Here is a 22,860-nt window from a genome sequence, read left to right on the forward strand (position 1 = left end):
GCCGTTCACAGCTGGCTCATGCCGCCGTCGGCAATGATTTCGGTGCCGACGATGAAGGCCGACTCCGGCGCGGCCAGGTGCAGCACGGTCGAGGCGATCTCGGCCGAAGTGCCGAAGCGGCCCAGCGGCACCTGGCTCTGGATCTCGGCGGCCACGCTGGCCAGCGTGGTTTCGTCCATGCCCAGCTTGCCGTACAGCGGCGTGTGGACCGGTCCCGGGCTGACCACGTTGACCCGCACGCCGCGCGGCAGCAGCTCGGCCGACAGGGTCTTGGCCAGCGAGATCAGCGCCGCCTTGCTGGCCGCATAGACCGAGGAATTGGGCATGCCGATACGGGCATTGATCGAGCCGTTGAGCACGATGGACGCGCCCTTGTTCAGCAGCGGGGCCAGGGCCTGGATCTGGAAGAACGCACCCTTGACGTTGGCGCCGAAGGTGGCGTCCCACAGGGCCTCGTCCACATCGGCCAGGCCGGCGAAGCGGGCCATGCCGGCATTGATGAAGACGGCATCGAGGCGCAGGCCCTGGTCGGACAGCAGGCTGGCCAATGCACGGGCCTGGCCCAGGTCGGAGGCATCGTTGCGCAGCACCAGGGCCGCGCCGCCCAGCTGCTCGCGGGCCGCTTGCAAAGTGGCCTCGTCGCGGCCGGTGATGACGACGCGGGCGCCTTCGTTGGCAAAGGCGCGGGCGGCGGCCAGGCCTATGCCGCTGCTGCCGCCGGTGACCAGGACGGTCTTGTTGGCGAAGCGTTGGGAAGTGGTGGTGGTGATGGCGGACATGAGGATCTCCTTGGGGCTGGGTTGAGCGGCGTATCGATGTCGCCGTGTCCCCAATGTCCGGTTTGCGTGCCCCACTGCCGTACCATGGCGCCGATGCAAACGTTCGAAGGAATCGAACATGTTGTCGCCCGATGAACTGCAGCTCCTGCAGGCGATCCGCGATACCGGCAGCCTCTCGCGCGCCGCCGCCTTGCTGGGCAAGGCCCCGTCCACCATCTCCCATGCGGCCCGCCAGCTCGAGAACCGGCTCGATGCCCTCTTGTTCGACCGCCGCCGCTACCGCCTGCAGCTGAGCCCGGCCGGCCGCGTGCTGGTGGAGGAGTCGGCCCGCATCCATGAGGACGTGCAGCGGCTGACGCTGCGGGTCAAGCAGGTGGCGCGGGGCTGGGAAGACCGGCTGTGGATAGTCTGCGACGAGATCTTCGAGTTCGAGACCCTGCTGCCGGTGATACGCGACTTCGACGCCCTGGGTTCCGGCGTGCCGCTGCGCATAGGTCACGAGGTGCTGGGCGGCACCTGGGAGGCGCTGCGCGAGGGCCGGGCCGACTTGGTGATTGGCGCGACCAACGAACCTCCGACCATCGCCGGCCTGCGCTGGGCCGAGCTGGGCCGCATGGACTGGAGCTTCGCGGTGGCGCCGCGGCATCCGCTGGCCCGGGCCCGCGAGCCGCTCAAGCCCGAGCAGGTGCAGAAGCACCGGGCCGTGGTCGTGGGCGACAGCTCGCGCCAATCCGGCGAGCGCAGCTACGGCCTGCAGACCGGCCAGCCCAGGCTGGCCGTGCCGACCATGCGGGCCAAGATCCTCGCCCAGCGAGAAGGCCTGGGCGTTGGCTGGCTGCCGGCGCGGCGGGTGCAAGGCCTGATAGAGCGCGGCGAGCTGGTCGAGAAGCGCATGGCCCAGCCGCGCGAACCCAATGTGCTCTACCTGGGCTGGCGCAGCCGCGACGGCGGCGAGGGTCAGGCCTTGCGCTGGTGGCTGGACCGCCTGGCCGAACCGCGCCTGGCCAAGCGGCTGATCGACGGCCTGCCGGCCTGAAAGCCTCAGGGCATGCCGTTGGCGCCGTGCAGCCGGAAGCCTGGCCGATCACCCAGGCGCCGCAGATAGGCCTCGACCGCCGGCAGCTCGGCATGCTCGATGGGCGCCACCTTCCAGCGCTGGGCCGACAGGCCGATCAGCACATCGGCCAGCGTGAACTGCCCGCCGGCCACGAAGGCGCCGGTGGCGGCGAGCTGCGCGTCCAGCATCGCCATGTGGCGGTTCCAGCCCGCCACGCCGGCCGCGATGGAGGCCGCGTCCTGGTGGGCCGGGCTCTGGCGCACCAGGGCCATGAAGGCATAGCGCCAGCTGTTGTTCAGCTCGGTGGCCTGCCAGTCCATCCACTGCTCGACCCGGGCCCGCGCCTGCGGCTCGACAGGCAGCAGGTCAAGCCGGCCGGCCTGGCCGACCAGGTAGCGGCAGATGGTGTTCGACTCCCACAGCACGAAGTCGCCGTCGCGTATCACCGGCACCAGGCCGTTCGGGTTGAGGGCCAGGAACTCGGGCTGGGCCGTGTCGCGAAAACCGCTGCCCCAGGGGTCCAGCTCATAGGCCAGGTCCAGTTCCACGCAGGTCCACAGGACCTTGCGCACATTGATCGAGGTGGGTTTTCCGAGGATTTTCAGCATGGGCGGATTCTGGGTTCAGGGGCCGGCATGAGGGCATAGCGATACGGCATGGCGGCCATTTTGCGGCAGCGCAACAATGGCCCGCATGAGCCATGCCAATGCCCCTTCTCCACACCATGTCGTCATCATCGGCTGCGGTTTCGGCGGCCTGGAAGCCGCCCGCGCGCTGAACCATCCACGGGTCCGCATCACCCTGGTGGACCGCAGCAACCACCATCTGTTCCAGCCCCTGCTCTACCAGGTCGCCACCGCGGGCCTGTCGGCCCCTTCCATCGCCGCGCCCATCCGTCACATGCTGCGCAAGCAGCGCAATGTCACCGTGCTGATGGCCGAGGTCACCGGCATCGCCAAGGACCGGCGCCAGGTCTTGCTGGCCGATGGCCAGGCCATCGCCTACGACTCGCTGATCGTTGCCGCCGGTGCCACCCACAGCTATTTCGGCCGCGATGACTGGGCCGAGCATGCGCCGGGCCTGAAGACGCTGGGCGATGCCTTCCAGCTGCGAGCCAAGCTGCTCAGCGCCTTCGAGCGGGCCGAGGTCACGGCCGACGAAGCCGAGCGCAAGGCCTTGCTGAACTTCATCGTCATAGGCGCCGGCCCGACCGGCGTCGAGATGGCCGGCACCCTGGCCGAGATCGCCCGCCACACCTTGCGCCACGAGTTCCGCCGCATAGACCCTGGCCAGGCCCAGGTGATGCTGCTGGAAGGCTCGGACCGGGTGCTGCAGGCCTTCAAGCCCGGGCTTTCGACCAAGGCCAGGCAACAGCTGGAAGGCCTGGGCGTGCGGGTCGAGACCGGTGCGCGGGTGGTCGCCATCGACGCCGACGGCGTGGAGCTGGAACAAGGCGGCGAGCGCCGCCGCATCGCCGCGCGCACCGTGGTCTGGGCGGCCGGCGTGGCGGCCTCGCCGCTGGGCCGCCAGCTGGAGGTGCCGCTGGACCGGGCCGGCCGGGTCATCGTCGATGGCAGCCTCAACATCCCCGGCCATCAAGAGGTCTTCGTCGTCGGCGACCTGGCCGCGGCGCTCAGCCATGAGAAGGACGGTACGACCCAGCCCGTGCCCGGCGTCAGCCCTGGCGCCAAGCAAATGGGCCGGCATGCGGCGCGGCAGATCCTGGCGCGGCTTTCAGGCCGGCCAGCCCTGCCGCCGTTCCGCTACCTGGACTACGGCGCGCTCGCCACCATAGGCCGCAAGGCGGCGGTGGCCGACGTGGGCCGCTGGCAGTTCTCGGGCTATTTCGCCTGGCTGTTCTGGCTCTTCGTCCACATCTACTTCCTGATCGGATTCCGCAACCGCCTGGTGGTGCTGATGGACTGGGCCTGGGCCTATTGGAGCTTCCAGCGCTATGCGCGCGTGATCGCCGAACCGGCGCCGCTTCAGGCGGACAGAGCCTGACGGATCTTCAGGAGCGTGGACCAGTTGCGCGTGGTCACGCCGCTGCGCAAGGCCTTGGACAGCGCCAGGGCCAGCGGGCTGTCGTTGATGCCGACCGGACAGCTGAGGTAGGCGCAATCGCCAACCTGGCGCAGCTGCTCGACGCCCCAGTCCCTGGCCAGCAAGGGCTGCAGCGCTTGCAGCGCCTTGGCATCCTCGATCAGGGCCACCAGCAGGTGCGAGGGATCCGCCTCGGCCTCGGCCTTCATAGGCAGGCCCTGGATCGCGGCATCGATCTCCGCCGCCGACTTGACCAGCACAGCGGCATCGACGCCCAGCGTCTCCAGCACCGCCTGGCGTATGCGTTCGCCATGCTGGGCGGCTCGGCCGCTGGCATCGAAGCAGGCATTGCCGCTGTTGAGCAGGGTCTCGACCCGGCCATAGCCCAGGCCGGTCAGCAGCTCGCGCAGGTCGGCCATGGCGATGCGCTTGGCCTTGCCCACGTTGATGCCGCGGAACAGGGCCACATAGCGTTGGGGTTTTGCTGCCATGCGGCTCAGCCCATGGGCGTGCAGAGTTCGACCAGGGTGCCGTCGGGGCAGCGCACATAGGCCACGGTCTGGCCCCAGGGCTTGGTGGTCGGTGCCGCCATGCCGAAGGCGCCGGCCGCCAGGGCCTGCTGGTAGGCGGCCGGCACGTCGGCGCAGGCCAGGCCCAGTTCCATGCCCAGCGGGCGCGGGCTGTCGTCGGCCGGCACATAGTCGTGGCCCAGGTTGCCCCGGGCCACGTCATGGCGGGCAAACGACAGCGTCGTGCCGCCAGTCTCCAGTTCGCCGTAGCCACCCGACTCATGCAGGAATCGGCGCTGCAGGCCGAAGGCCTTTTCGAAGAAGCTCAGCGAAGCCTCGACGTCGCTGACGTAGACGATGGTGTAGGCGAACTGCATGGTTCCTCTCACTCCAACTCAGGCCATGGCATGCAGGCCGACGCGGTTGCCCTCGGTGTCCTGCAGATGGGCGATCACGCCTATGCCGTCGGGCAGCTCCATGCGGTCCAGCAGGATGGCTGCGCCGGCCCGGGTGGCCCGTTCGATCACCGCGGCCAGCGGAGTGTCGCCGACCAGGTTCAGGTAGACCAGGCTGCCCTCGGTGGAGGGCGCCGAGGCATTGCCGCCGCGTATCAGGGCGCCACCGGTGCCGCTGGGTTCCTCATACGGAAACACGGCCATTTCATAGGGCCCCATGGCCTCGCGGCGCAGCGGCTTGTCGAGCAGGGTCTCGTAGAAGCGCTGGGCGCGGTCCATGTCGGTCACGGGGATCTCGAACCAGTTCAGGGCGTTCGTCATCTTTCTCTCTCCTCAGGGTGGTGATGGCAGGGCGCCATGGTGCCGCGCCGCTGCTGACAACGGTGTGGCAGTTGCCCTTCGGCCGCTGCACCGACAATCAGCGACCCCACGACTCCCTGCTCCCGAAGGATGGAAGCCTTCCTCGTCTCCACCGGCCTCGTGGCCCTGGCCGAAATCGGCGACAAGACTCAGTTGCTGGCCTTTCTGCTGGCGGCCCGCTACCCCGGCCGCGCGCTGACCATCAGCCTCGGCATCCTGATCGCCACCCTCGTGAACCATGCCGGCGCCGGCTTCGTCGGCCATTGGCTGACCGGCCTGGCCAACCCGCAATGGCTGCGCTGGGGCCTGGGCCTGGGCTTCATCGCCATGGCCGCCTGGACCATGGTTCCCGATCAGCTCGACGAAGAAACCGAGGGCCGGCAGAAGCTGGGCCTGGGCGTGCTGGGCACGACTGTGGTGGCCTTCTTCCTGGCCGAGATGGGCGACAAGACGCAAATCGCCACCGTGGGCCTGGCCGCGCGCTTCGATTCGCTGCTGGCCGTGGTCGCCGGCACCACGCTGGGCATGATGATCGCCAACGTGCCGGCCGTGCTGCTGGGCGAGCGCCTCGCGGGCCGCATGCCGGTGCAGCTGGTCCACCGCATCGCTGCCGTGCTGTTCGCCGTGCTGGGCATCGCCACCTTGCTGGGAGCAGGTCAAAGCTTGGGGTTGTAGGCCCGGCAGGGCGCGCCTATAAGCGGTCCTTTTCCGAGGAGGGACCCATGGCAGAGACCTATTACCCGATCATCTACGTCCGCGGCTATGCGATGACCGAGGCCGAGCGCAACGAGACGGCCGTCGATCCGTTTTGCGGCTTCAATCTCGGCTCCACCGTCTACCGCGCCGGCCCCAGCCGGCAGGACCCGGCCAAGAAATTCGTGTTCGAGTCGCCGCTCTTGCGCCTGGCGGCCGAGCATGGCTACAGCGATGTCTACGAGAACGGCCTGGACATCATGGATCCGGACTGGCGGCCGCGCAGCATTGACGGCCAGCCCGGCCGCGGCATACCGCCGCGCTCGGTCGTCATCTACCGCTACTACGACGAAGGCTCGGCCTGGTTCGGTAATGGCAAGTCCCAGCCCATCGAGCACTACTGCCAGGGCCTGTCGGAGCTGATCCTGCGGGTGCGGGAGCTGGTGCTGGCTCATCAGGGCGAGGCCATGAAGGCCGCGGACTTTCGATGCTATCTGGTCGCCCACTCGATGGGCGGCCTGGTGGTGCGTGGCATGCTGCAGAACCCCAGGCTCGGCAGCGAGGAGGCGCGCCGCGCGGTCGACAAGGTCTTCACCTATGCCACGCCACACAACGGCATCGAGGTGGCCGGGCGCAATGTGCCGTCCTGGATGGGCCTGAACGAGATCAACACCTTCAGCCACGAACGCATGAAGGACTACCTGAACCTGGATGCGGTCTACCTGCGCTACCAGCGGGTGGACTTCCTGCCCTCGCGCAGCTTTCCGCTGGAGCGCTTCTTCTGCATGGTCGGCACCAACCGCAGCGACTACGACGCGGCCCTGGGCCTGTCGCGCACTTTCGCCGGCCATGGCAGCGACGGCCTGGTCAAGGTCGGCAATGCCTCGGTCTGGGGCGTGGACGAGCAGGGCAATATCGCCGGCACCGCCCCCACCGCCTATTGCTACCGCTCGCATTCCGGGCCTTTCGGCATAGTCAACAGCGAAGAGGCCTATCAGAACCTGTCGCGTTTCCTGTTCGGCGACGTGCGCGTGGACCTGTGGGTGCAGGTGGACGAGGTCCGTCTGCCGGCGGCGCTGGAAGACCAGGCCGAGGTCCAGGCCCTCTACCAGTTCGAGCTGCTGGCCCGGCCGCGCGGCAAGCGCTGGTATTTGAGCCGCCGCACCTCGGAAGAAGACTCGCCGGCCTGCCGCAGCCACCAGGAGCTGCTGCGCAAGGACAGCGCGGGCAATCTGGTCTATCTGTCTACCGTGTTCCTCAGCAACCGCTCCAAGGTCTCCAACGCCGACCGCACACTGGCCTATGCCATGGACGTGGCGGTGCGCGTGCCCGACTACCTGATTGAAAAACGCTTCTGGCCCGACCAGCATTTCGAGGGCAGCCATTTGTTCCGCGACAGCCTGCAGATCTCGCTGGAGCCGCCGGCCGCGGCGGGCGGGGAATGGGGGGTCAAGCATGGCTGGGAAAGCCAGCAGGTCGGCCAGGCCACGCGCAAGCTCAGCTATACGCAGGTCAAGGGCGGCGGCATCCGCATCGAGGTGCCCCTGCCCAAGAGCCAGCGAAAGCCCGGCCTGGACGGACGCATCGTGCTGATGGTCTCGGCCTGGAACTAGGCGGCTAGTTCGCCACGGTCTGGCGCACCGCCCGCTCCCAGCGGGCCATCAGCTCGGCCGCACGGTCGCGACTCATCGTGGGCTCGAAGACCCGCTCGGCTTGCCATTGCCCCGCCAGTTCCGCGAGACTGCCGTAGACACCACCGCCCAGCCCCGCCAGGTAGGCCGCGCCCAGGGCCGTGGTCTCAATCACCTGGGGCCGCACGACAGCAATGCCCAGCAGGTCGGCCTGGAACTGCATCAGGAGGTTGTTGACGCAGGCCCCGCCGTCCACCCGCAGCTCGCTGACCGGCGCACCGCCGCCGGCCACGACATCGCGGCTCATGGCTTGCAAAAGGGCGGCGCTCTGGAAGGCGATGCTCTCCAGTGCTGCCCGGGCGATATGGGCCATGCTGCTGCCGCGCGTGAGGCCCACGATGGCGCCGCGCGCCTCGGGATTCCAGTAGGGCGCGCCCAGGCCGGTGAAGGCCGGCACCAGCATCACGCCACCGGCATCGGGCACGCTCTCGGCCAGCGCCTGGACCTCGCTGCTGGCCTTGATCGCATGCAGGCCGTCGCGCAGCCACTGCACGACCGCGCCGCCGATGAAGACGCTGCCTTCCAGCGCGTACTCGGGCCGGCTGGACACCTGGGCGGCGCTGGTGGTGATCAGGCCGTTGGTCGATTTCTGGAAGCCCTCGCCGCTGTGCATCAGCATGAAGCAGCCGGTGCCATAGGTGTTCTTGGCCATGCCGGCGCTGAAGCAGCCCTGGCCGAACAGCGCCGCCTGCTGGTCGCCGGCAATGCCCGCAATGGGCAGAGGCGCGCCGAGCAGCGAGGCCTCGCAGTCGCCATAGCGATGGGCCGAGGGCCGCACCTCGGGCAGGAGCGAGGCCGGGATGTTCAAGAGCTCCAGCAGCTCCGCGTCCCAGCGGTTCAGGTGCACGTCGAACATCAGCGTGCGGGCCGCGTTCGACACATCGGTGGCATGGACCCGGCCGCCGGTCAGCTGCCAGACCAGCCAGCTGTCAATGGTGCCGAACGCCAGCTCGCCGCGCTGGGCCTGCTCGCGGGCGCCGGGGATGTTGTCAAGAATCCAGGCCAGCTTGGTGCCCGAGAAATAGGGGTCCAGCAGCAGGCCGGTGCGCTGGCGGAACAGGGCCTCGTGACCCTCTTCGCGCAGCCGCGCGCACAGCGGCTCGGTGCGACGGTCCTGCCAGACGATGGCGCGGTGGATGGGCCTGCCGCTCGCGCGCTCCCACACGACCGTGGTCTCGCGCTGGTTGGTGATGCCCAGGGCCTTGATCGCACCGGCGGGCAAGCCGGCCTTGGCGATGGCCTCGCGGGCCGTGGCGAGCTGGCTCTGCCAGATCTCCAGCGGGTCATGCTCGACCCAGCCGGGCTGCGGGTAATGCTGGCTGAACTCGCGCTGCGCCTGGGCCACCCCGCGGCCCCTGGCGTCGAAGGCGATGCTGCGCGAACTGGAAGTGCCTTGGTCTAGGGCGAGCAGGTAGTCCATGGCCCGAGTCTAGGGCTAGGATGCGGCGCATGGAACGCTACGACGTGCTGGTGGTCGGCGGAGGCATCAACGGCGCCGGCATAGCGCGCGACCTGGCGGGCCGCGGTTTCTCGGTGCTGCTGGCCGAGGCGCAAGACCTGGCCTCGCACACCTCGTCGGCCAGCACCAAGCTGATCCACGGCGGCCTGCGCTACCTCGAGTACTACGAGTTCAGCCTGGTGCGCAAGGCGCTGCTGGAGCGCGAGGTGCTGCTCAAGAGCGCGCCCCACATCATGCGGCCGCTGCGCTTCGTGATGCCGCATGACAGCGCCATGCGCCCGGCCTGGATGATCCGTGCCGGCCTCTTCCTCTACGACCACCTGGCCCGGCGCGAATGGCTGCCCGGTTCCTGCGGCGTGAAGCTAGGCCGCTCGCCGCTGGGAGAACCGCTGCAGGATCGCTTCACGCGTGGCTTCATCTACTCGGACGGCTGGGTCGACGATGCACGCCTGGTCCTGCATTGCGCGCTGGACGCCAAGCAGCGCGGCGCCGAGATCCTGACCCGCAGCCCGGTCACCGAGGCCAGACGCGGCCGCGAGCTCTGGCAGGCCACGATGGCCACGCCGCAGGGCGAGCGCATCGTCCAGGCCCGCGCCCTGGTCAATGCCGCCGGGCCCTGGGCCGAGAGTTTTCTGCGCGAGGTGGCACAGCCGGCCCATGCCGAGAAGCTGGCCACCAAGCATCTGCGCCTGGTCAAGGGCAGCCACATCGTCGTGCCGCGGCGCTTCGAGCATGACCATGCCTATCTGTTCCAGAACCCGGACGGCCGCATCATCTTCGCCATCCCCTACGAGGGCGACTTCACCATGATCGGCACGACCGACGTGGAGCAGCCGCGCGAGGCCATTGCCAACTTTGCGCTGGCGCGCATCAGCGAGGCCGAGATCGCCTACCTGTGCGAGCAGGCCAGCCGCTATTTCAAGGCGCCGGTGCAGACCTCCGACGTGGTCTGGAGCTATGCCGGCGTACGCCCCTTGCTGGACGATGCCTCGGGCAGCGCGGCAGCCATCACGCGCGACTACGCGCTGGAGACCCTGCACGAGGGCGCGGCGCCGCTGCTGAGCGTCTGGGGCGGCAAGATCACCACCTTCCGCAAGCTGGCCGAGGACGCGGCCACTTCGGTCGCCGAGATGCTGGGCCAGCCCCGTCCCGCCTGGACCCAGGGCGCCCTGCTGCCCGGTGGCGAGCTGGCCGCCTGGTCCCAGCGCTCCAGCTCAAGACCGGACGAAGACTTCGAGCGCTTCCTCGCCGCGGTCCAGCAGCGCTGGCCCTGGCTGCCGGCCCGCATGGCGCGACGGCTCGCCCATGCATACGGCACGCGGATCGAGCAGTTGCTCGGACCGGCAACCAGCCTCGACGAGCTGGGCCGGCATTTCGGCGCCGACCTGTACGAGGCCGAGCTGGCCTTCCTGCACCGCGAGGAATGGGCCTGCAGCGCCAACGACATGCTATGGCGCCGCAGCAAGCTGGGCTTGCGGCTGGATGCCGCCCAGCGTGCGGCCGTGGCCGCCTGGTGCGACGCCCGATCCTGATCTGGAAGCAATGAAAAAGGGCGGGGCCTTGCGGCCTCGCCCTTGTCAGATCGAGTTGTCGCGACCTCAGCCAGTCCACTTGTATCGTGGCCTGGCCTTCGGCAGCCACAGGCCCCTTCCGGGCCCTGTGCGCGGCCTCAGCCAGTCCACTTGTATCGTGGCCTGGCCTTCGGCAGCCACAGGCCCCTTCCGGGCCCTGTGCGCGGCCTCAGAATTGGTACTTCAGGCCGACCTTGTAGTAGCGGCCGATCGCGCCGCTGTAGTCCATCGGGTTGTAGCTCATGGTGCCGTAGGTGAACGGATCCAGCGGCGCGATGCGGTCGGTCAGGTTCTGGATGGAGCCGAACACCTGCAGACTCTTGTCGAACTGGTAGCGCACCGAGACGTCGAGCGTGTAGAAGCCACCGATGCGGCACTGGGCGTTCGGGCCGTCGCTGCCGTCAGCCAGCTTGGAGGCGCAGGGGTCGCCGGCGAACGCGATGTTCTTGATCGCCGAGCGGTAGTTCAGCAGGCCGCTCATGCTCAGGCTGCCGAGGTCCCAGGTACCGTTCAGGTTGATCTTGTCGCGCGGCGTGCCGATGCAGTTCGAGGTGTCGCAGTTGCCATGCGTACCGGCGTACTCGTAGGCCTTGCCCGGCGTGACCTTGCCGGTGCTGTCCTTGCTGTCGGGCTCGACACGGGTCCAGTTCAGCAGATGGGTCCAGTTGGCACCCAGGGTCAGGCGGCCCATGTCACCGAGGTTGAAGCGGTGCTTCAGGTCGATGTCAATGCCCTTGACCTCGGTGTAGCTGCTGTTGCGGTACGGTGCCTTGGAGATCAGCAGGGTGCCCGAGTTCGGCACCACCTGGCCGTTGACGACCAGGTTGTTGTCGGCGCGGATCGCGGTCGGCAGCGCGGCGGCTTCGGCATAGGGCAGCGGATTGATTTCATTGCTGCGCTTGATCTTCCAGCCGTCCACGGCCACGCTCGTGCCCATGGGCGTGTCCCACAGCAGGCCCAGGGTCATGCCCTTGGACTTCTCGGGCTGCAGGTTGGGATCGCCCACCTTGACCGCGGCGATGCTGGCCGAGCAGTCGGCCGTCGTGCCGCCGCCGGCGGCCGGTGTGCCGTTGGGGCAACGGATCGGGTCGCGGGCCGTGGCCGTGCCGGTGCTCTGGCTGGCGGCGCCCGATTCGGCGGCGCCCGGCGCGCGGAAGCCTTCCGAGTAGGTGCCGCGCAGCGCCAGGCTCTTCATCGGCGTCCACTTGACGCCCAGCTTGGGCGTGGTCGAGTCGAACTTGTCGTACTTGTCGTAGCGGATGGCGCCCGACAGCTCCAGGCCCTTGAGCACCGGCGCCAGCAGTTCGACGTACGCGGCCTTGACCGTGCTCTCGCCCTTGGCGGCCACATAGCTGGCATTGACCAGGCCGGTCTCGGTGCCGCTCAGCGAAGGCGCATCCAGCTTGTCGCTGCGGTACTCGGCGCCGATGGCCAGGCCCAGCGCGCCGCCTTCCAGCTGCATCAGCTCGCGCGAGGCCTTCACGTCGACCAGCTTCAGCTCGGTCGACAGGTCGGCCGTCAGCGAGGTGCGCAGCGCGTCATAGAAGTCCTTGGAGTTCTTGAAGGCCTGCGAACCGATGAAATACGGGAACCACTTGCTGGTCGGGTCGCCCAGGGCGGCCTTCAGCACGTCCATGCGGATGCTGTTGGTGTACTCCAGGGTCAGGGCAGTCTTGGAGAACATCACACCGGCATCGAAGTCCCAGCCGGCGGCCGAGCCCTTGACGCCCGCCAGCACGCGGCTGAACTTGTTGTCGGCCTTGCGCTCCTGCGGGCCCACATCGAAGGCGACGTAGCGGATCCGGGCGGCGGCACCGAACGGGTTCTGCGGATGCGTGGCGGCCATCATGATGGTGGTGCCGGCGCCCGAGCCGTAGTTGATGACGCCGCTCGGATAGGCCGCGTTGGGCGGGAACGCCACCGTCGGCGTGATCGTCGGCGGGATCATCAGGAACGAGGTCGAACGGCTGGAATAGCCGACGTCGAAATAGCCCAGCAGGTCAGCCCCCAGCTTGGCCGTTCCGCCGGCATACAGGTTGGTCGACTGGATCTCGGGCTGCATGGAGCGGAACTGGTCGTAGTGCCAGACGCAACCGCCCTTGGGATCCTGGGGCGTGCTGACCGACAGGGCCGCGCAACCCGGCAGGGCCACGTAGTCCAGCGTGGTCGGATTGCGGATCAGGCCGACCGGGCTTTCGTTGGCATTGTTGTTGCCGGTGATGTAGCCGCGGGCGAACTGGGTGTTGATGCCATAGCCCCAGGGACGCAGGTCGGCATGGCCGATGTATTCACGGCCGGCACGGTCGCTGTTCTGCAGGCGGTCGTTCTTGGACCACTCGGCGTTGAACACCAGGTTGTAGCCGTCCTTCAGCAGGTCGCCGTAGCCACCGGTCAGCGAGGCCTTGTGCTGCTTGGCATCGCCGTAGCGCGAGATGCCGGTCGACATCTGGAAGGTGTGGCCGGTGAAGTCCTTCTTCAGGATGATGTTGACCACGCCGGCGATGGCGTCGGCGCCGTACACGGACGAAGCGCCGTCCTTCAGGATTTCGATGCGCTCGACCAGCTCCATCGGGATGGTGCTGAGGTCGGTGAAGGTCTTCTGACCGTCATCGGCGCGGCCGAACGGGGCCATGCGGCGGCCGTTCAGCAGCACCAGGGTCGAGGTGGCACCCAGGCCGCGCAGCGACACGGCGGTGGAGCCGGCCGCGAAACCGTTGCCGAAGCTGGTGGGCAGCGAGCCGGCGCCGTCCACGCCCAGCGTCTGCAGGTACTCGGCCACGGTGGCCTTGCCAGCACGGGCGATGTCCTGGGCACTGATCAGCAGCACCGGGGAGGCCGATTCGGCGTCCACCCGCTTGATGTTGGAGCCGGTCACCTCGACCCGTTGCAGGGTCTGGGTTTCCTGGGCCAGGGCCGGGGCGGCGGCCACGCCGGCCAGCAGGCCGAGGGCCAGGGCCTGGCGCAGGGCGCGGCAGGTGGCGGTTTCTTTGAATTTCATCGCTGTTCTCTCCTCGGAAGCTGCGGGATGCAGCCTATGACTTGTTTCATCCCGCGACAGTTCAGCGCGCCATGGGATGGTCCAGGTGTCGCCCACTACGGGCTAAGAGGGGGATTCTTTGGATGCCCACTGATGCGGGCATCCGTGACAACCCTGATGGAACGACAGCGTCGGGATGACTTGTTGCCGACGCGGCCACCCCGTGCGTATGGCGGAGGTACAGGTGGTTTCAGCCCGCAAGACCGGCCGGTTCAGGCGGTCTCCGCCTTCGCCTTGTCGTCGTCTGTCCAGATCCTGCGCCAGGTCTTGCGGGTCAGATGCAGGACCAGCAGGTGCAGCGGCATGCGCAGCCAATGGCCGCGCCAGTAGAGAAGCCAGCGGGCGAGTCCGGTAAGGCCGTCCTCGCAAGAGGGGTCGTCGGGACGCAGCGCCCGTTGAAACAGAGCGTCCATCAGCCCCGGCCAGGCCGGCCCAAAAGGCTCGGTGGCGGTCAGCGCCGAGCTCGGCACCTCAGTGCCCAGCAGCCGCTTCGCGTAGCGCAACGCGTAGTAAAGCGTTCGCCCCATGCCAAGCCTTTCGGCCCGCGCCTGCAGGCGCTCCCAGAACCGGGCATCGGCACCGAAGTGCGTGAGCAGTCCGTGCAGGTCGCAGAGATCGCGCAGTCCCTTGTCGAATTCACCATCCATGAACAGATGAACCGCCATGTGCAGCACCAGGTCGACGTCGGCCAGGCGGTACAGGCCGGGCCAGCCTTCGAGCGGCACGATGTCCGCCAGCAGCAGCTCGGCATCGACCGGCACGCGCGAGGTCAGCGGCAGGATGTTGTGGTGCAGGTCGACCACGGTCTTGCGGGCGCCATGGACCAGCGGCGGGATCTCGTGCATCCATTGCCGGTAATAGCGCTGGTCGTACTCGTCAGGATTGCCGGTCTGCCAGCCGGCAACCGACAGCATGGCCTCGGCCAGCGGCAGGTTGTCGCGGTGCACCAGCAGATCGATGTCCGAGAACAGCCGCCCCCTCGCGAACGGCAGGTCCAGCAGCAGGTAGGCCGCCCCCTTCAGCACCACGACCGGTGCTTGCAGGCCGCGCAGTGCCCGGCTGATCTCGATCAGCTCCCAGCGCACCGCACGGCCCTGGGCCTGCGCCACCAGGTTCGCGTCCTCGAAATGCCCGAGCACGGGTGCCGGTGCCGCCACGTGCTGCCTTGCCTGCTCCAGCGCCAGGCTGGCCTGCAGCCGGGTCCGCCGGGCCTGGCGCAACAGCAATTCCCACTCGGCACCGGAGCGCGGCCAAGGCCCGGAGGCCTGGCTCAGCAAGGGGGTCAGGAGGTCACGCGGCGCCATGCTCAGCCCCCCTCGCCAACAGCAGGCCGTCGAAGAACTCGACCGCATCCGGCAATCGGCTGTAGGACAGCCGCAGGCAGTCGGCCTTCTCGATCATGTCGGCCAGGCCGTTGAAGCCGACCGCGCCGTGGACATGAAAGTTGAAGGCGTTGTCGGCCAGATGGATCAGGGCCTCGCCGGGAGGCAGGGCCGCCGTGCTCAGGGATGCTCCTGCCTGGTACTGCGGAAACACGACCCAGGCCAGGCGGGCCCGCTCCTTGGCGCGCAACACGCTGTCGCGCGGCGCACGCATATGGCCGACCGAGCCTTTCAGCGTGTCGTGGGTGACCGGGCCGAGCACGGCCTCCGGCGCGAATGCCCGGATCACCTCGATGGAGGCATTCTTCAGACTCACGGGACGCGGCATGGGCACCAGCTCGCCCGTAGCCAGGTCGACCAGGCACAGCTCGTCCGACAGCAAGCGCCAGCCCCGGCAGACCAGGCCGGCGCAAAGCGTGCTCTTGCCTGAGCCCGGTGGCGCCGGGAACACCGCGGCCAGGCCGTCACGGGCGATCACCGCCGCATGGATCACCAGGTAGCGCTGCAGCTGGCCCGACACGCACCAGTTCAGCCCCCATTCGAGGATGGCCAGCGACTGGCCGCCCGGCAGCGGCTTGAACGGAGGACGGCCGTCGGTGACGAACAGCGTCTGCGGGCGCCACCAGCGCCGCAGGCCACGGCCTCCCGCCACCTCGCAGTCGTAGTCGCAGAAGTCCGTGGCATCGACCACTGGGTAGTCGGCATAGAGCAGCTCGATCCCGTCCTGCACGCGCCGGAAGGGTGATCGGATTCGCACCGTCACCGGGCCCATGTCCAGCGCCAGCCCCTCGCCGTTCAGACGCTCGGCCAATTGATTGCGATCAAGCGCACCCAGTCTCAAACCGGGACCTCGTCGACCAGCCGCAAGCCCTTCAGGACTTCCATCACCTCAAGCACGGTGGCCTGATCCTGGGGCTCGGGTTCTTCGCCGTCCAGCAGCAGCCGGGCCAGGCGGTCCGTGTCCGCGGGCTCCGGCAGGCGGTCCAGTTCGCTGAGCACCTGGCCAACCAGCTCATCCAGCAGGTGCACCGACCCGCTCGGCGGGTGGAAAACCAGCCAGGATTCGGCCCAATGGCGGATCTGCAACTGTCCCGCGGCCGTCGATTTCCAGGGCATGGCGTTGAATCCTGAGCGAGCAAAAAAATGGCGCGCCTGAAGCGCGCCAGTGCTGGGCCCGTAGCCTATCAGGACGAACGGGTATTGATCGTCTGCATCAGGTTCAGGAAGCCACCGTAGCGGGAGTCCGCGGAGTTGGTGATCAGGACTTCCTTGACCTTGGTCTGACGGTCCCACAGCTTGCCCGCGCTACCGATCGACGCATAGTTGGCGGCCTTGCACAGCGGCCACCATGCACGCAGATTGGTCTCGTTCATGATGGTGTTGCTGCCGTACTTGCTGCTCTTGCAGTTCAGGTAGCTGGCGGCGAAATGCTGGATCAGCGGATCGCTGCAGTTCAGCGCGTCGTACAGCTTGTCGGCGCAGATATTGGACGGCGGCGCGCTACCGAGGCAGCTCGAGAACTTGGTGTTGCTCTTGCTGCAGCCCAGATTGGTCCAGACGGAGTTGCTGCAGTTCTTCCAGTAGGTCGGGTTGCAACCGCTGTTGTGGCTGCTGTGGTCGCCGTTGTCGACCGTCGAGCGGCTGCCGGCCGAAGCCCAGCCGGAATTGTGGTGGGCGCAAGGGAAGTTGCCTGCCATGGCGGGCTTGCTGCCCAGCGAAAGCAGGACGGGAGACACGCCAACACCGGCCTTCAGCAGACGGCGGCGCCGCGGATTGGCGACGGGCATGACGGGCTCGGACTCGCCGGACGGGCCGAGCCGGGGTTCATTGTCGTTGGGCTTGCTCATCTCGATTCCCCTTGCGCAGTCGGCCATGGCAGAACAAGCCAGGCCCGCAACTGACGCCAGCAGAGTGTTTCACACAAAGCCGGCCGCGGTGCGCGCTCCCCCCTGAAACAGGTGGTCGGCCATGTGACTTCATCCTGCGACAAGGGGGTTTTAGGGCCTCAGACCGCCCCGGACTTGAAACTGTCACAGGTCTTGATCTCGCCGGATTGCAGCCCGCGTTTGAACCAGCCCACCCGCTGGGCGCTGCTGCCGTGGGTGAAGCTCTCGGGCACGACCGAGCGGCCGGCCTCGCGCTGCAAGGTGTCGTCGCCGATGCGGGACGCGGCGTTCAGCCCCTCCTCCAGGTCGCCCTGCTCCAGCCAGCCCTTGCCGCGCTGCGAGTGGAAGGCCCAGACGCCGGCCAGGCAGTCGGCCTGCAGTTCCAGACGCACGCTCAGCGCGTTGTAGTCGCGCTCCGACAGCCGCTGGCGGGCCGCCTCCATCCTGGCGCTGGTGCCCAGCAGGTTCTGGATATGGTGGCCCACCTCGTGGGCGATCACATAGGCCTGGGCAAAGTCGCCAGGCGCGCCCAGGCGCTGGCTCAGCGTCTCGTTGAAGCTCAGGTCCAGGTAGACCTTGCGGTCGCCCGGGCAATAGAACGGGCCCATGGCCGACACGCCCTGCCCACAGGCCGTGGCCTCGCGGCCGCTGTAGAGGACCAGCGTCGGCGGCTCGTAGCGGCGCTGGGCCCGTTCGAAATAGGCGCCCCAGACATCCTCGGTATCGGCCAGCACCACCTTGGCGAAGCGGGTGGCAGGGTCATTGGCGGTCTCGCCCGCCGGTTGCCGAACTGCCGGTGCCTGGGCCAGGCCGCCGCCACCATCCATCGCCCCCAGCAAGCTCATGGGGTTGACCCCCAGGAACCAGGACAGCAGCAGCACGACGACGATGCCGCCCACACCCAGGCCACGCCCGCCTAGGGCCCCGAGGCCGGGCAGGCCGCCCCCACCACCACCGTTACCGCGGTGGTCCTCGACGTTCTCGCTCTCGCGCTGGCCTTCCCACTTCATGCTGAGCTGCTCCTGATGCTGCTGGCGGCCCATCGTAGCGGGATGCGTCCTGTCCGGGCCATCCCGCAATCCGTCGACCCGGCGCTTGGCCCGACCGGGCACCGGGCGCACACTGCGCGGCACTCGAAATCAGGAGCCCCGCCATGCCCCGCATCCGCCATGTCCTCGCCCTCCCCTTCGCCCTGCTGCTGGCCACCCAGGCCGCCACCGCCGGCAACGACAACGACTGGCGGCTGCGCATCAAGAAAGACGTCAACGGCTGGTCCGCCAGCCTCAGCGGCCCCAGCGAATACGGTCCCTCGAACCGCCGCACCAAGGGCTCGGGCCATGTGGTCGAGAAGGCCCGCGCCATCGCTCCGTTCACCAAGTTGCGCCTGGAAGGCCCCATCGACGTGCGCCTGAACCAGGCCGGCAGCGAGTCGCTGAAGATCACGGCCGACGACAACATCGAGCCGCTGATCGAGTCCAAGGTCGAGGGCGACACCCTGGTGCTGCGCGTGCAGCAGGGCGCCGGCTACAGCACCCGCCACTCGCCGGTGGCCTGGCTGGACTTCAAGCAACTGCAGGCGCTGACCATCAGCGGCTCGGGCGATGCCACGCTTGACCGGCTCAAGGGCGACAGCCTGGCCCTGACGCTGTCGGGCTCGGGCGATCTGCGCATCGGCCTGCTGGAGGTCAAGCAGCTGAGCGCCACCTTGTCCGGCTCGGGCGACCTCAGCCTGGCCGGCAAGGCCGATCAGCAGACCTGGGCCTTGCACGGCTCGGGCGATGTCGATGCCCGCAGCCTGGTCGGCAATTCCTGCAAGGCCCAGCTGAGCGGCTCGGGCGATCTGGAGCTGGGCGTGGTCGAGCTGCTGGACGTCAGCCTCAGCGGTTCGGGCGACCTGAGCTATGCCGGCCGGCCCAAGCTGACGCAGCGCGTCAGCGGCTCGGGCGAGGTCAGCGCGCGCTGACCGTAGAAATGGCGGCAATCAGGGGCAGGCAAAGATCCGCCCCGGGGCCGCGGCGATAGAGATTCAGACGGAGAGGAGGAGACATGGAGCGCTTGCACCTGGCTTCGCTGGCTGTGCACATAGCCGCAGGCAGCATGGCCATGCTGATTGGCTTCGTCATGCTGGCCCGGACCAAGGGCACGGCCAGGCACCGCGCCTGGGGCCGCGTTTTTGGCGCCCTGGTCCTGGTGGTCTGCTTCACGGCCACGCTGGGCACGCTGCTGTTCCGACCCCAGCCCTTGCTGGCCGTGCTGACCGCCACCGTGCTGTACCAGCTGGTCGGTGGCTGGCGCGCTGTCTACACGCGGGAGCGCGGACCCAACACGCTGGATGCGCTCTGGACGCTGCTAGGCCTGGCCGCCAGCGTGGGCCTGCTGGCCTGGCTGCCGGACGCACCCGGCACACGCGCCAATCCCACGGTCAGCTACTCGACGCTGGCGGCCCTGATGAGCCTGGTCGCCTACGACCTGGCCCGCTGGCGGTTCCCGCCACGCTGGCATGCCACGCTCTGGCGCTACGAGCATGCCTACAAGCTGATCGCGGCCCAGTTCGCCATGCTGTCGGCACTGACCGGCAATCTGATGCGCTTCTGGTATCCCTGGCCGCAGCTGCTGCCTTCCCTGCTCGGCTTGCTGGCGATCGCCTGGACCTTCTGGCGCCTCTCCCGGCCCGGGCTGGCGCTGCGGCCCCAATAGTTCAGAATGCCGCCGGAGGAGTCCCGCCCCGGCCCATGAGCGAATCCCCCTTGCCGCAGACCCTGCTGGCCTTGCACGAGGCCGGCCCCAATCCCGCGGCCCTGTTCGATGTGAACGATGTGCTGCGCTGGGCCAACAAGGCCTTCTGCGAGGCCTTCAAGGTGCAGCCGGACGGCCGGCTGGGCTGGGCCGACATGGTGCGCGCCAACCATGCCAGCGGCCAGGGCGCAGTGATCGAGACCGACGACATCGAGGCCTGGCTGGCCGCCACCGGCACGCGCCGCGGCAAGCTGCCCTACCGGGCCTTCGAATCCGACCTGGCCGATGGCCGCTGGCTGTGGGTCAGCGAAACCCTGCTGCCGGACGGCTGGATGCTGCTGCTGGCCATGGACATCACCGCCCTGCGCCAGGACGCCCGTTCGCTGCGCCAGGCCCATGTCAAGGCGCTGCGCGCCGCCGAAACCGACTCGCTCACCGGCCTGGCCAACCGGCGCCAGGGCATGAAGCTGCTGCAGCAGGCGCTGGGCGCGGCCGACCAATGGCCGCTCAGCATCGCCATGCTGGACCTGGACCATTTCAAGCAGGTCAACGACCAGCTGGGCCATGCGGCCGGCGACCAGGTGCTGGTCGACTTCGCCCGCCAGCTGCTGGCCGGCACCCGGCGCGAGGACGGCTGCGTGCGCCTGGGCGGCGAGGAGTTCCTGCTGATCTTGCCGGCCGCGGCCCTGGGCCAGGCCGGCGTCATCGTCGAACGGCTGCTGGCCAAGGTCAGGCTGAGCCGGCCCCTGGCCGAGCAGCCGGAGTTCGGCTACCGCTGCTCGGGCGGACTGGTCGAGGCGCGCTGGGGCGAATCCGCCGAGGCCTTGCTGAAGCGGGCCGACGAGGCGCTGTACCGCGCCAAGGCCCAGGGCCGCGACCGGGTCGAGCGCGACGACGCGCCGGCATAGCCGGCCTAGCGGCTCACTGCGGAGCGCTCAGGCGCTCGCGCACCCAGGCCTCGGCCTCGGCCATGGTCTCGAAGGCGGCGAACTGCCGGCCATGCTGGTCGTAGAGGCGCTGCAGCAAGGGCAGCACCAGGCTGCGGCCCTCGACCTCGGCCGCCACCACATAGGCCACGGCCCGGGGCGCCGACTTGTTGGCGCTCATCAGGGCCAGGAACTGGCCGAAGGCATCCAGCGCCTCGGGCGAGATCATGATGCTGTGGCGGATCTCCAGGATGTCGGCAAAGACCGGCCCCAGCGAGGTGGAAGCGAACAGCTCGCGCATCGCCAGGCCCACGGCCTCGAAGGCCTCGCGGTTGAACGGGCCCTGTGCCTCGATACGGACCACCGGCCCTTCGGTCCAGAACTCGATCTGGCCATGCGGCTTGAAGGCGCCGCTGGCATAGGCGCGGATATTGCGCTTTCGCGGCTTGGCGGCGTGGGTCTTGGAGGGCGCGGACACGCAGCCATACTAGGCCGCCGCCCCCTGCCGCTTCAATGGGGATAGTTCACATCCGGCGCTGCGATCAGCGCGGCAGCGGCAAGGGCTTTCCCTGAGACTGGCGCGGCACGGGAATCTGGAACACGCCGGACAGCGTGGACGCAATGTCGGCCACCTCGACCCACTGCCTCACCTCGCCCTGGCCCACCCAGGCCGGGCCCCAGGCAAGGATCGGCACGTGGTGGTCGTAGGCATAGGGTGTGCCGTGCGAGCTGCCACTGGTACGGGTGCTGTAGAGCCGGCCCTGCTTGGGGATGACTTGCACAGGCGCGGCCCGGTCCGGATGCCAGGACTTGCGCATCGCCGCCAGGTAGGGCGTGCTCTCGTCGTTCGAACGCAGCTGGTCGGGCGTGAACACGGCCGCCACCTCGGGATGAGTCAGCAGCACCTGCTTGGCCGCCTGGTAGACGTCCTCACTCTTGAGGCCGCGCTGGGCGATCAGCTGCTCGTCGAACAACAGGCCCATGGCCGAGGTGGCCGTGGCCCACTTGCCTTCGCCGAAGCGCTGCACCAGGCCGGCATTGGTGTACTCAAGCATCTGCTTGCTGGACGCGCGCTTGGCATCGCGGCCCAGCGACTTGGCCCATTCCGGCGTGTCGGCAAAACCATGGTCGGCGGTCAGCATCAGCAGGTAGTTGCCCTTGCCGACGCGCTGGTCCAGGTACTGGAAGAAAGCCTGCAGGTGCAGGTCCAGCTGCAGCATGTGGTCGTGCGAGAGCTTGGACTCGGGACCGAAGGCATGGTTGACGTAGTCGTGGCTGGACAGGCTGACCGTCAGGATGTCGGGATGCTCGTCCAGGCCCAGCTGCTCGCCCTCGACGGCGGCGCGGGCAAAGGCCAGGGTCAGCTCGTCGCCATAGGGGCTGGGCAGGATGAGCTTGTAGAACTCGGCGCCCGGGCCGGACAGCTTGCCGCCGATCACCGCCGGCAGGGTGTTGCCGTTGACGCTCTTCTCGGTGCTCTGGAAGTCCTGGCCGTCGGCAGCCGAGCGGGCATAGGCGCCGCAGGCGTAGAGCGGCGCGCCGGGCGAGGCCTGCTGCGAAGTCTTGCCGTCCGCGCACTTGTCGGGCAGCAGCGGCGTCCAGACCTTGCCGTACAGCGCATCGGCCGGCTTGGCCGCATTGAAGGCCTCGGCCCAGGCCGGATGCTTGTCCATGTAATAGGTGCTGGACGCGAACTGGCCGGTGGCGCCCATGAACATATAGGCCTGGCCCTTGTGGCCGGCCGGCAGGATGGCGCCGCGGTCCTTGCCCGAGACGCCTATCACCTTGGATAGCGGATCCGCCGTGCGCAGCACGTCGCCCACGGTCTCGGCCTGCAGCATGCGTGGGCTGGTGCCGGCCATGCTGTCGGTCTTGTTGCCGATGTACTGGTAGTCCTTGTCCTGGGTGTTGTAGACCTCCTTGCGGGTCTGCGGATCCACCCATTCATTGCCGATGATGCCGGTGCGCTGCGGATGGGCGCCGGTCAGCATCACCGAATGGCCGGCGGCGGTCACCGTGTGGGCATGGCTGTAATGGGCCTCCAGGTAGGTGGCGCCTCGATCCAGGAAGCGGCGGAAGCCGTCCGGCGCGAACTGGTCGCGGTAGCCAGTCACCTGGCGCATCGGCAGGCCGTCGATCACGATGAAGACCAGCAGCTTGGGCTTGGTCGGCGCCACGGGCTTGGGCGGCTCGCTGGCGCAGCCGGCCAGCAGGGCCGCGGCCAGGGTGCTCAGGATCACGAGAGGACGGCTTGCTTTCATGGACTTCTTGTCAGT

22 protein-coding genes are annotated in these 22,860 nt (G+C 68.4%); 8 read left to right on the plus strand and 14 right to left on the minus strand.

Annotated elements, in window-relative coordinates; translation table 11 throughout:
• Positions 1–5 precede the first annotated feature (5 nt).
• Positions 6–779, minus strand: coding sequence for an SDR family oxidoreductase (locus tag QT382_RS19160; protein ID WP_289255727.1), 774 nt, complete (start codon positions 777–779; stop codon positions 6–8).
• 118 nt (positions 780–897) lie between these two features.
• On the opposite strand from QT382_RS19160, the gene QT382_RS19165 reads away from it, so the two are divergent.
• On the plus strand, positions 898–1,815 hold the full coding sequence (locus QT382_RS19165) for a LysR family transcriptional regulator (RefSeq protein ID WP_289255728.1): 918 nt from the start codon (positions 898–900) through the stop codon (positions 1,813–1,815).
• Positions 1,816–1,820: 5 nt separating this feature from the next.
• Here QT382_RS19165 and QT382_RS19170 read toward each other — a convergent pair whose 3' ends face one another.
• Entirely contained in the window at positions 1,821–2,444 is a 624-nt protein-coding gene (locus QT382_RS19170; protein WP_289255729.1) for a glutathione S-transferase family protein, read from the minus strand.
• A gap of 85 nt (positions 2,445–2,529) precedes the next feature.
• On the opposite strand from QT382_RS19170, the gene QT382_RS19175 reads away from it, so the two are divergent.
• Complete coding sequence (locus QT382_RS19175; protein ID WP_289255730.1) at positions 2,530–3,840, plus strand: NAD(P)/FAD-dependent oxidoreductase; 1,311 nt, start codon at positions 2,530–2,532, stop codon at positions 3,838–3,840.
• On the opposite strand, the gene QT382_RS19180 is transcribed toward QT382_RS19175, so the two are convergent.
• Genes QT382_RS19180 through QT382_RS19190 form a run of 3 tightly spaced genes read right to left on the minus strand, consistent with a single transcriptional unit; the run spans position 3,822 to position 5,164 of the window.
• Positions 3,822–4,370 carry a DUF1697 domain-containing protein gene (locus QT382_RS19180; protein ID WP_289255731.1) on the minus strand — a complete coding sequence of 183 codons (549 nt, stop codon included), beginning with the start codon at positions 4,368–4,370 and terminating at the stop codon, positions 3,822–3,824. The genes QT382_RS19175 and QT382_RS19180 overlap by 19 nt on opposite strands.
• Before the next feature lie 5 nt (positions 4,371–4,375).
• A complete protein-coding gene (locus tag QT382_RS19185) occupies positions 4,376–4,765 on the minus strand; it encodes a VOC family protein (RefSeq protein WP_289255732.1) in 390 nt (129 codons plus the stop codon).
• A gap of 18 nt (positions 4,766–4,783) precedes the next feature.
• Entirely contained in the window at positions 4,784–5,164 is a 381-nt protein-coding gene (locus QT382_RS19190) for a VOC family protein (protein ID WP_289255733.1), read from the minus strand.
• A 129-nt stretch (positions 5,165–5,293) separates the two neighbouring features.
• Here QT382_RS19190 and QT382_RS19195 point away from each other — a divergent pair, with 129 nt between their 5' ends.
• Together QT382_RS19195 and QT382_RS19200 are read left to right on the plus strand one after the other, a co-directional pair.
• The gene (locus QT382_RS19195) at positions 5,294–5,878 is read left to right on the plus strand and encodes a TMEM165/GDT1 family protein (RefSeq protein ID WP_289255734.1); all 585 of its coding nucleotides are present in this window, start codon (positions 5,294–5,296) and stop codon (positions 5,876–5,878) included.
• Between the two features lie 47 nt (positions 5,879–5,925).
• Positions 5,926–7,509, plus strand: coding sequence for an esterase/lipase family protein (locus QT382_RS19200; RefSeq protein WP_289255735.1), 1,584 nt, complete (start codon positions 5,926–5,928; stop codon positions 7,507–7,509).
• 4 nt (positions 7,510–7,513) lie between these two features.
• Here the strand turns inward: QT382_RS19200 and glpK are convergent, their stop codons facing one another.
• Positions 7,514–9,007, minus strand: coding sequence for a glycerol kinase GlpK (gene glpK, locus QT382_RS19205; protein ID WP_289255736.1), 1,494 nt, complete (start codon positions 9,005–9,007; stop codon positions 7,514–7,516).
• A gap of 29 nt (positions 9,008–9,036) precedes the next feature.
• Between glpK and glpD the strand changes: the two genes are divergently transcribed.
• Positions 9,037–10,578, plus strand: coding sequence for a glycerol-3-phosphate dehydrogenase (glpD, locus tag QT382_RS19210; RefSeq protein WP_289255737.1), 1,542 nt, complete (start codon positions 9,037–9,039; stop codon positions 10,576–10,578).
• A 208-nt stretch (positions 10,579–10,786) separates the two neighbouring features.
• Here the strand turns inward: glpD and QT382_RS19215 are convergent, their stop codons facing one another.
• The 6 genes from QT382_RS19215 to ypfJ form a co-directional block, all read right to left on the minus strand.
• Positions 10,787–13,615, minus strand: a complete 2,829-nt coding sequence (locus QT382_RS19215; protein WP_289255738.1) for a TonB-dependent receptor — start codon at positions 13,613–13,615, stop codon at positions 10,787–10,789.
• A gap of 251 nt (positions 13,616–13,866) precedes the next feature.
• Positions 13,867–14,958 (minus strand): nucleotidyltransferase domain-containing protein, encoded by a 1,092-nt coding sequence (locus QT382_RS19220; protein ID WP_289255739.1) that lies wholly within the window; start codon positions 14,956–14,958, stop codon positions 13,867–13,869.
• Complete coding sequence (locus QT382_RS19225) at positions 14,945–15,847, minus strand: HprK-related kinase A (RefSeq protein ID WP_289255740.1); 903 nt, start codon at positions 15,845–15,847, stop codon at positions 14,945–14,947. Before QT382_RS19225 ends, QT382_RS19220 begins: the two co-directional genes overlap by 14 nt.
• Before the next feature lie 26 nt (positions 15,848–15,873).
• A complete protein-coding gene (locus QT382_RS19230; protein ID WP_289255741.1) occupies positions 15,874–16,152 on the minus strand; it encodes a hypothetical protein in 279 nt (92 codons plus the stop codon).
• Between the two features lie 68 nt (positions 16,153–16,220).
• Positions 16,221–16,883, minus strand: a complete 663-nt coding sequence (locus QT382_RS19235) for a hypothetical protein (RefSeq protein ID WP_289255742.1) — start codon at positions 16,881–16,883, stop codon at positions 16,221–16,223.
• Between the two features lie 158 nt (positions 16,884–17,041).
• Complete coding sequence (ypfJ, locus tag QT382_RS19240; protein WP_289255743.1) at positions 17,042–17,932, minus strand: KPN_02809 family neutral zinc metallopeptidase; 891 nt, start codon at positions 17,930–17,932, stop codon at positions 17,042–17,044.
• A 143-nt stretch (positions 17,933–18,075) separates the two neighbouring features.
• Between ypfJ and QT382_RS19245 the strand changes: the two genes are divergently transcribed.
• The 3 genes from QT382_RS19245 (at position 18,076) to QT382_RS19255 (ending at position 20,566) form a co-directional block, all read left to right on the plus strand.
• Positions 18,076–18,885, plus strand: a complete 810-nt coding sequence (locus tag QT382_RS19245; protein WP_289255744.1) for a head GIN domain-containing protein — start codon at positions 18,076–18,078, stop codon at positions 18,883–18,885.
• An 83-nt stretch (positions 18,886–18,968) separates the two neighbouring features.
• Positions 18,969–19,619: a DUF2306 domain-containing protein gene (locus QT382_RS19250; RefSeq protein WP_289255745.1), complete on the plus strand. Its 651-nt coding sequence runs from the start codon at positions 18,969–18,971 to the stop codon at positions 19,617–19,619.
• A gap of 35 nt (positions 19,620–19,654) precedes the next feature.
• Positions 19,655–20,566, plus strand: coding sequence for a sensor domain-containing diguanylate cyclase (locus QT382_RS19255; protein WP_289255746.1), 912 nt, complete (start codon positions 19,655–19,657; stop codon positions 20,564–20,566).
• A gap of 13 nt (positions 20,567–20,579) precedes the next feature.
• Here the strand turns inward: QT382_RS19255 and QT382_RS19260 are convergent, their stop codons facing one another.
• Both QT382_RS19260 and QT382_RS19265 read right to left on the minus strand, forming a co-directional pair.
• Positions 20,580–21,062 (minus strand): hypothetical protein, encoded by a 483-nt coding sequence (locus tag QT382_RS19260; RefSeq protein ID WP_289255747.1) that lies wholly within the window; start codon positions 21,060–21,062, stop codon positions 20,580–20,582.
• A gap of 64 nt (positions 21,063–21,126) precedes the next feature.
• Positions 21,127–22,845, minus strand: coding sequence for an alkaline phosphatase family protein (locus tag QT382_RS19265; RefSeq protein WP_289255748.1), 1,719 nt, complete (start codon positions 22,843–22,845; stop codon positions 21,127–21,129).
• Positions 22,846–22,860: the final 15 nt, after the last annotated feature.

The sequence above is a fragment of the Pelomonas sp. SE-A7 genome (genome assembly GCF_030345705.1).
Classification (GTDB): Bacteria; Pseudomonadota; Gammaproteobacteria; order Burkholderiales; family Burkholderiaceae_C; genus JAUASW01.

Coding starts and splice junctions, on each gene's coding strand:
- QT382_RS19160 (WP_289255727.1), bottom strand. CDS start 779: ATGTCCGCCATCACCACCACCACTTCCCAACGCTTCGCCAACAAGACC.
- QT382_RS19165 (WP_289255728.1), top strand. CDS start 898: ATGTTGTCGCCCGATGAACTGCAGCTCCTGCAGGCGATCCGCGATACC.
- QT382_RS19170 (WP_289255729.1), bottom strand. CDS start 2,444: ATGCTGAAAATCCTCGGAAAACCCACCTCGATCAATGTGCGCAAGGTC.
- QT382_RS19175 (WP_289255730.1), top strand. CDS start 2,530: ATGAGCCATGCCAATGCCCCTTCTCCACACCATGTCGTCATCATCGGC.
- QT382_RS19180 (WP_289255731.1), bottom strand. CDS start 4,370: ATGGCAGCAAAACCCCAACGCTATGTGGCCCTGTTCCGCGGCATCAAC.
- QT382_RS19185 (WP_289255732.1), bottom strand. CDS start 4,765: ATGCAGTTCGCCTACACCATCGTCTACGTCAGCGACGTCGAGGCTTCG.
- QT382_RS19190 (WP_289255733.1), bottom strand. CDS start 5,164: ATGACGAACGCCCTGAACTGGTTCGAGATCCCCGTGACCGACATGGAC.
- QT382_RS19195 (WP_289255734.1), top strand. CDS start 5,294: ATGGAAGCCTTCCTCGTCTCCACCGGCCTCGTGGCCCTGGCCGAAATC.
- QT382_RS19200 (WP_289255735.1), top strand. CDS start 5,926: ATGGCAGAGACCTATTACCCGATCATCTACGTCCGCGGCTATGCGATG.
- glpK (WP_289255736.1), bottom strand. CDS start 9,007: ATGGACTACCTGCTCGCCCTAGACCAAGGCACTTCCAGTTCGCGCAGC.
- glpD (WP_289255737.1), top strand. CDS start 9,037: ATGGAACGCTACGACGTGCTGGTGGTCGGCGGAGGCATCAACGGCGCC.
- QT382_RS19215 (WP_289255738.1), bottom strand. CDS start 13,615: ATGAAATTCAAAGAAACCGCCACCTGCCGCGCCCTGCGCCAGGCCCTG.
- QT382_RS19220 (WP_289255739.1), bottom strand. CDS start 14,958: ATGGCGCCGCGTGACCTCCTGACCCCCTTGCTGAGCCAGGCCTCCGGG.
- QT382_RS19230 (WP_289255741.1), bottom strand. CDS start 16,152: ATGCCCTGGAAATCGACGGCCGCGGGACAGTTGCAGATCCGCCATTGG.
- QT382_RS19235 (WP_289255742.1), bottom strand. CDS start 16,883: ATGAGCAAGCCCAACGACAATGAACCCCGGCTCGGCCCGTCCGGCGAG.
- ypfJ (WP_289255743.1), bottom strand. CDS start 17,932: ATGAAGTGGGAAGGCCAGCGCGAGAGCGAGAACGTCGAGGACCACCGC.
- QT382_RS19245 (WP_289255744.1), top strand. CDS start 18,076: ATGCCCCGCATCCGCCATGTCCTCGCCCTCCCCTTCGCCCTGCTGCTG.
- QT382_RS19250 (WP_289255745.1), top strand. CDS start 18,969: ATGGAGCGCTTGCACCTGGCTTCGCTGGCTGTGCACATAGCCGCAGGC.
- QT382_RS19255 (WP_289255746.1), top strand. CDS start 19,655: ATGAGCGAATCCCCCTTGCCGCAGACCCTGCTGGCCTTGCACGAGGCC.
- QT382_RS19265 (WP_289255748.1), bottom strand. CDS start 22,845: ATGAAAGCAAGCCGTCCTCTCGTGATCCTGAGCACCCTGGCCGCGGCC.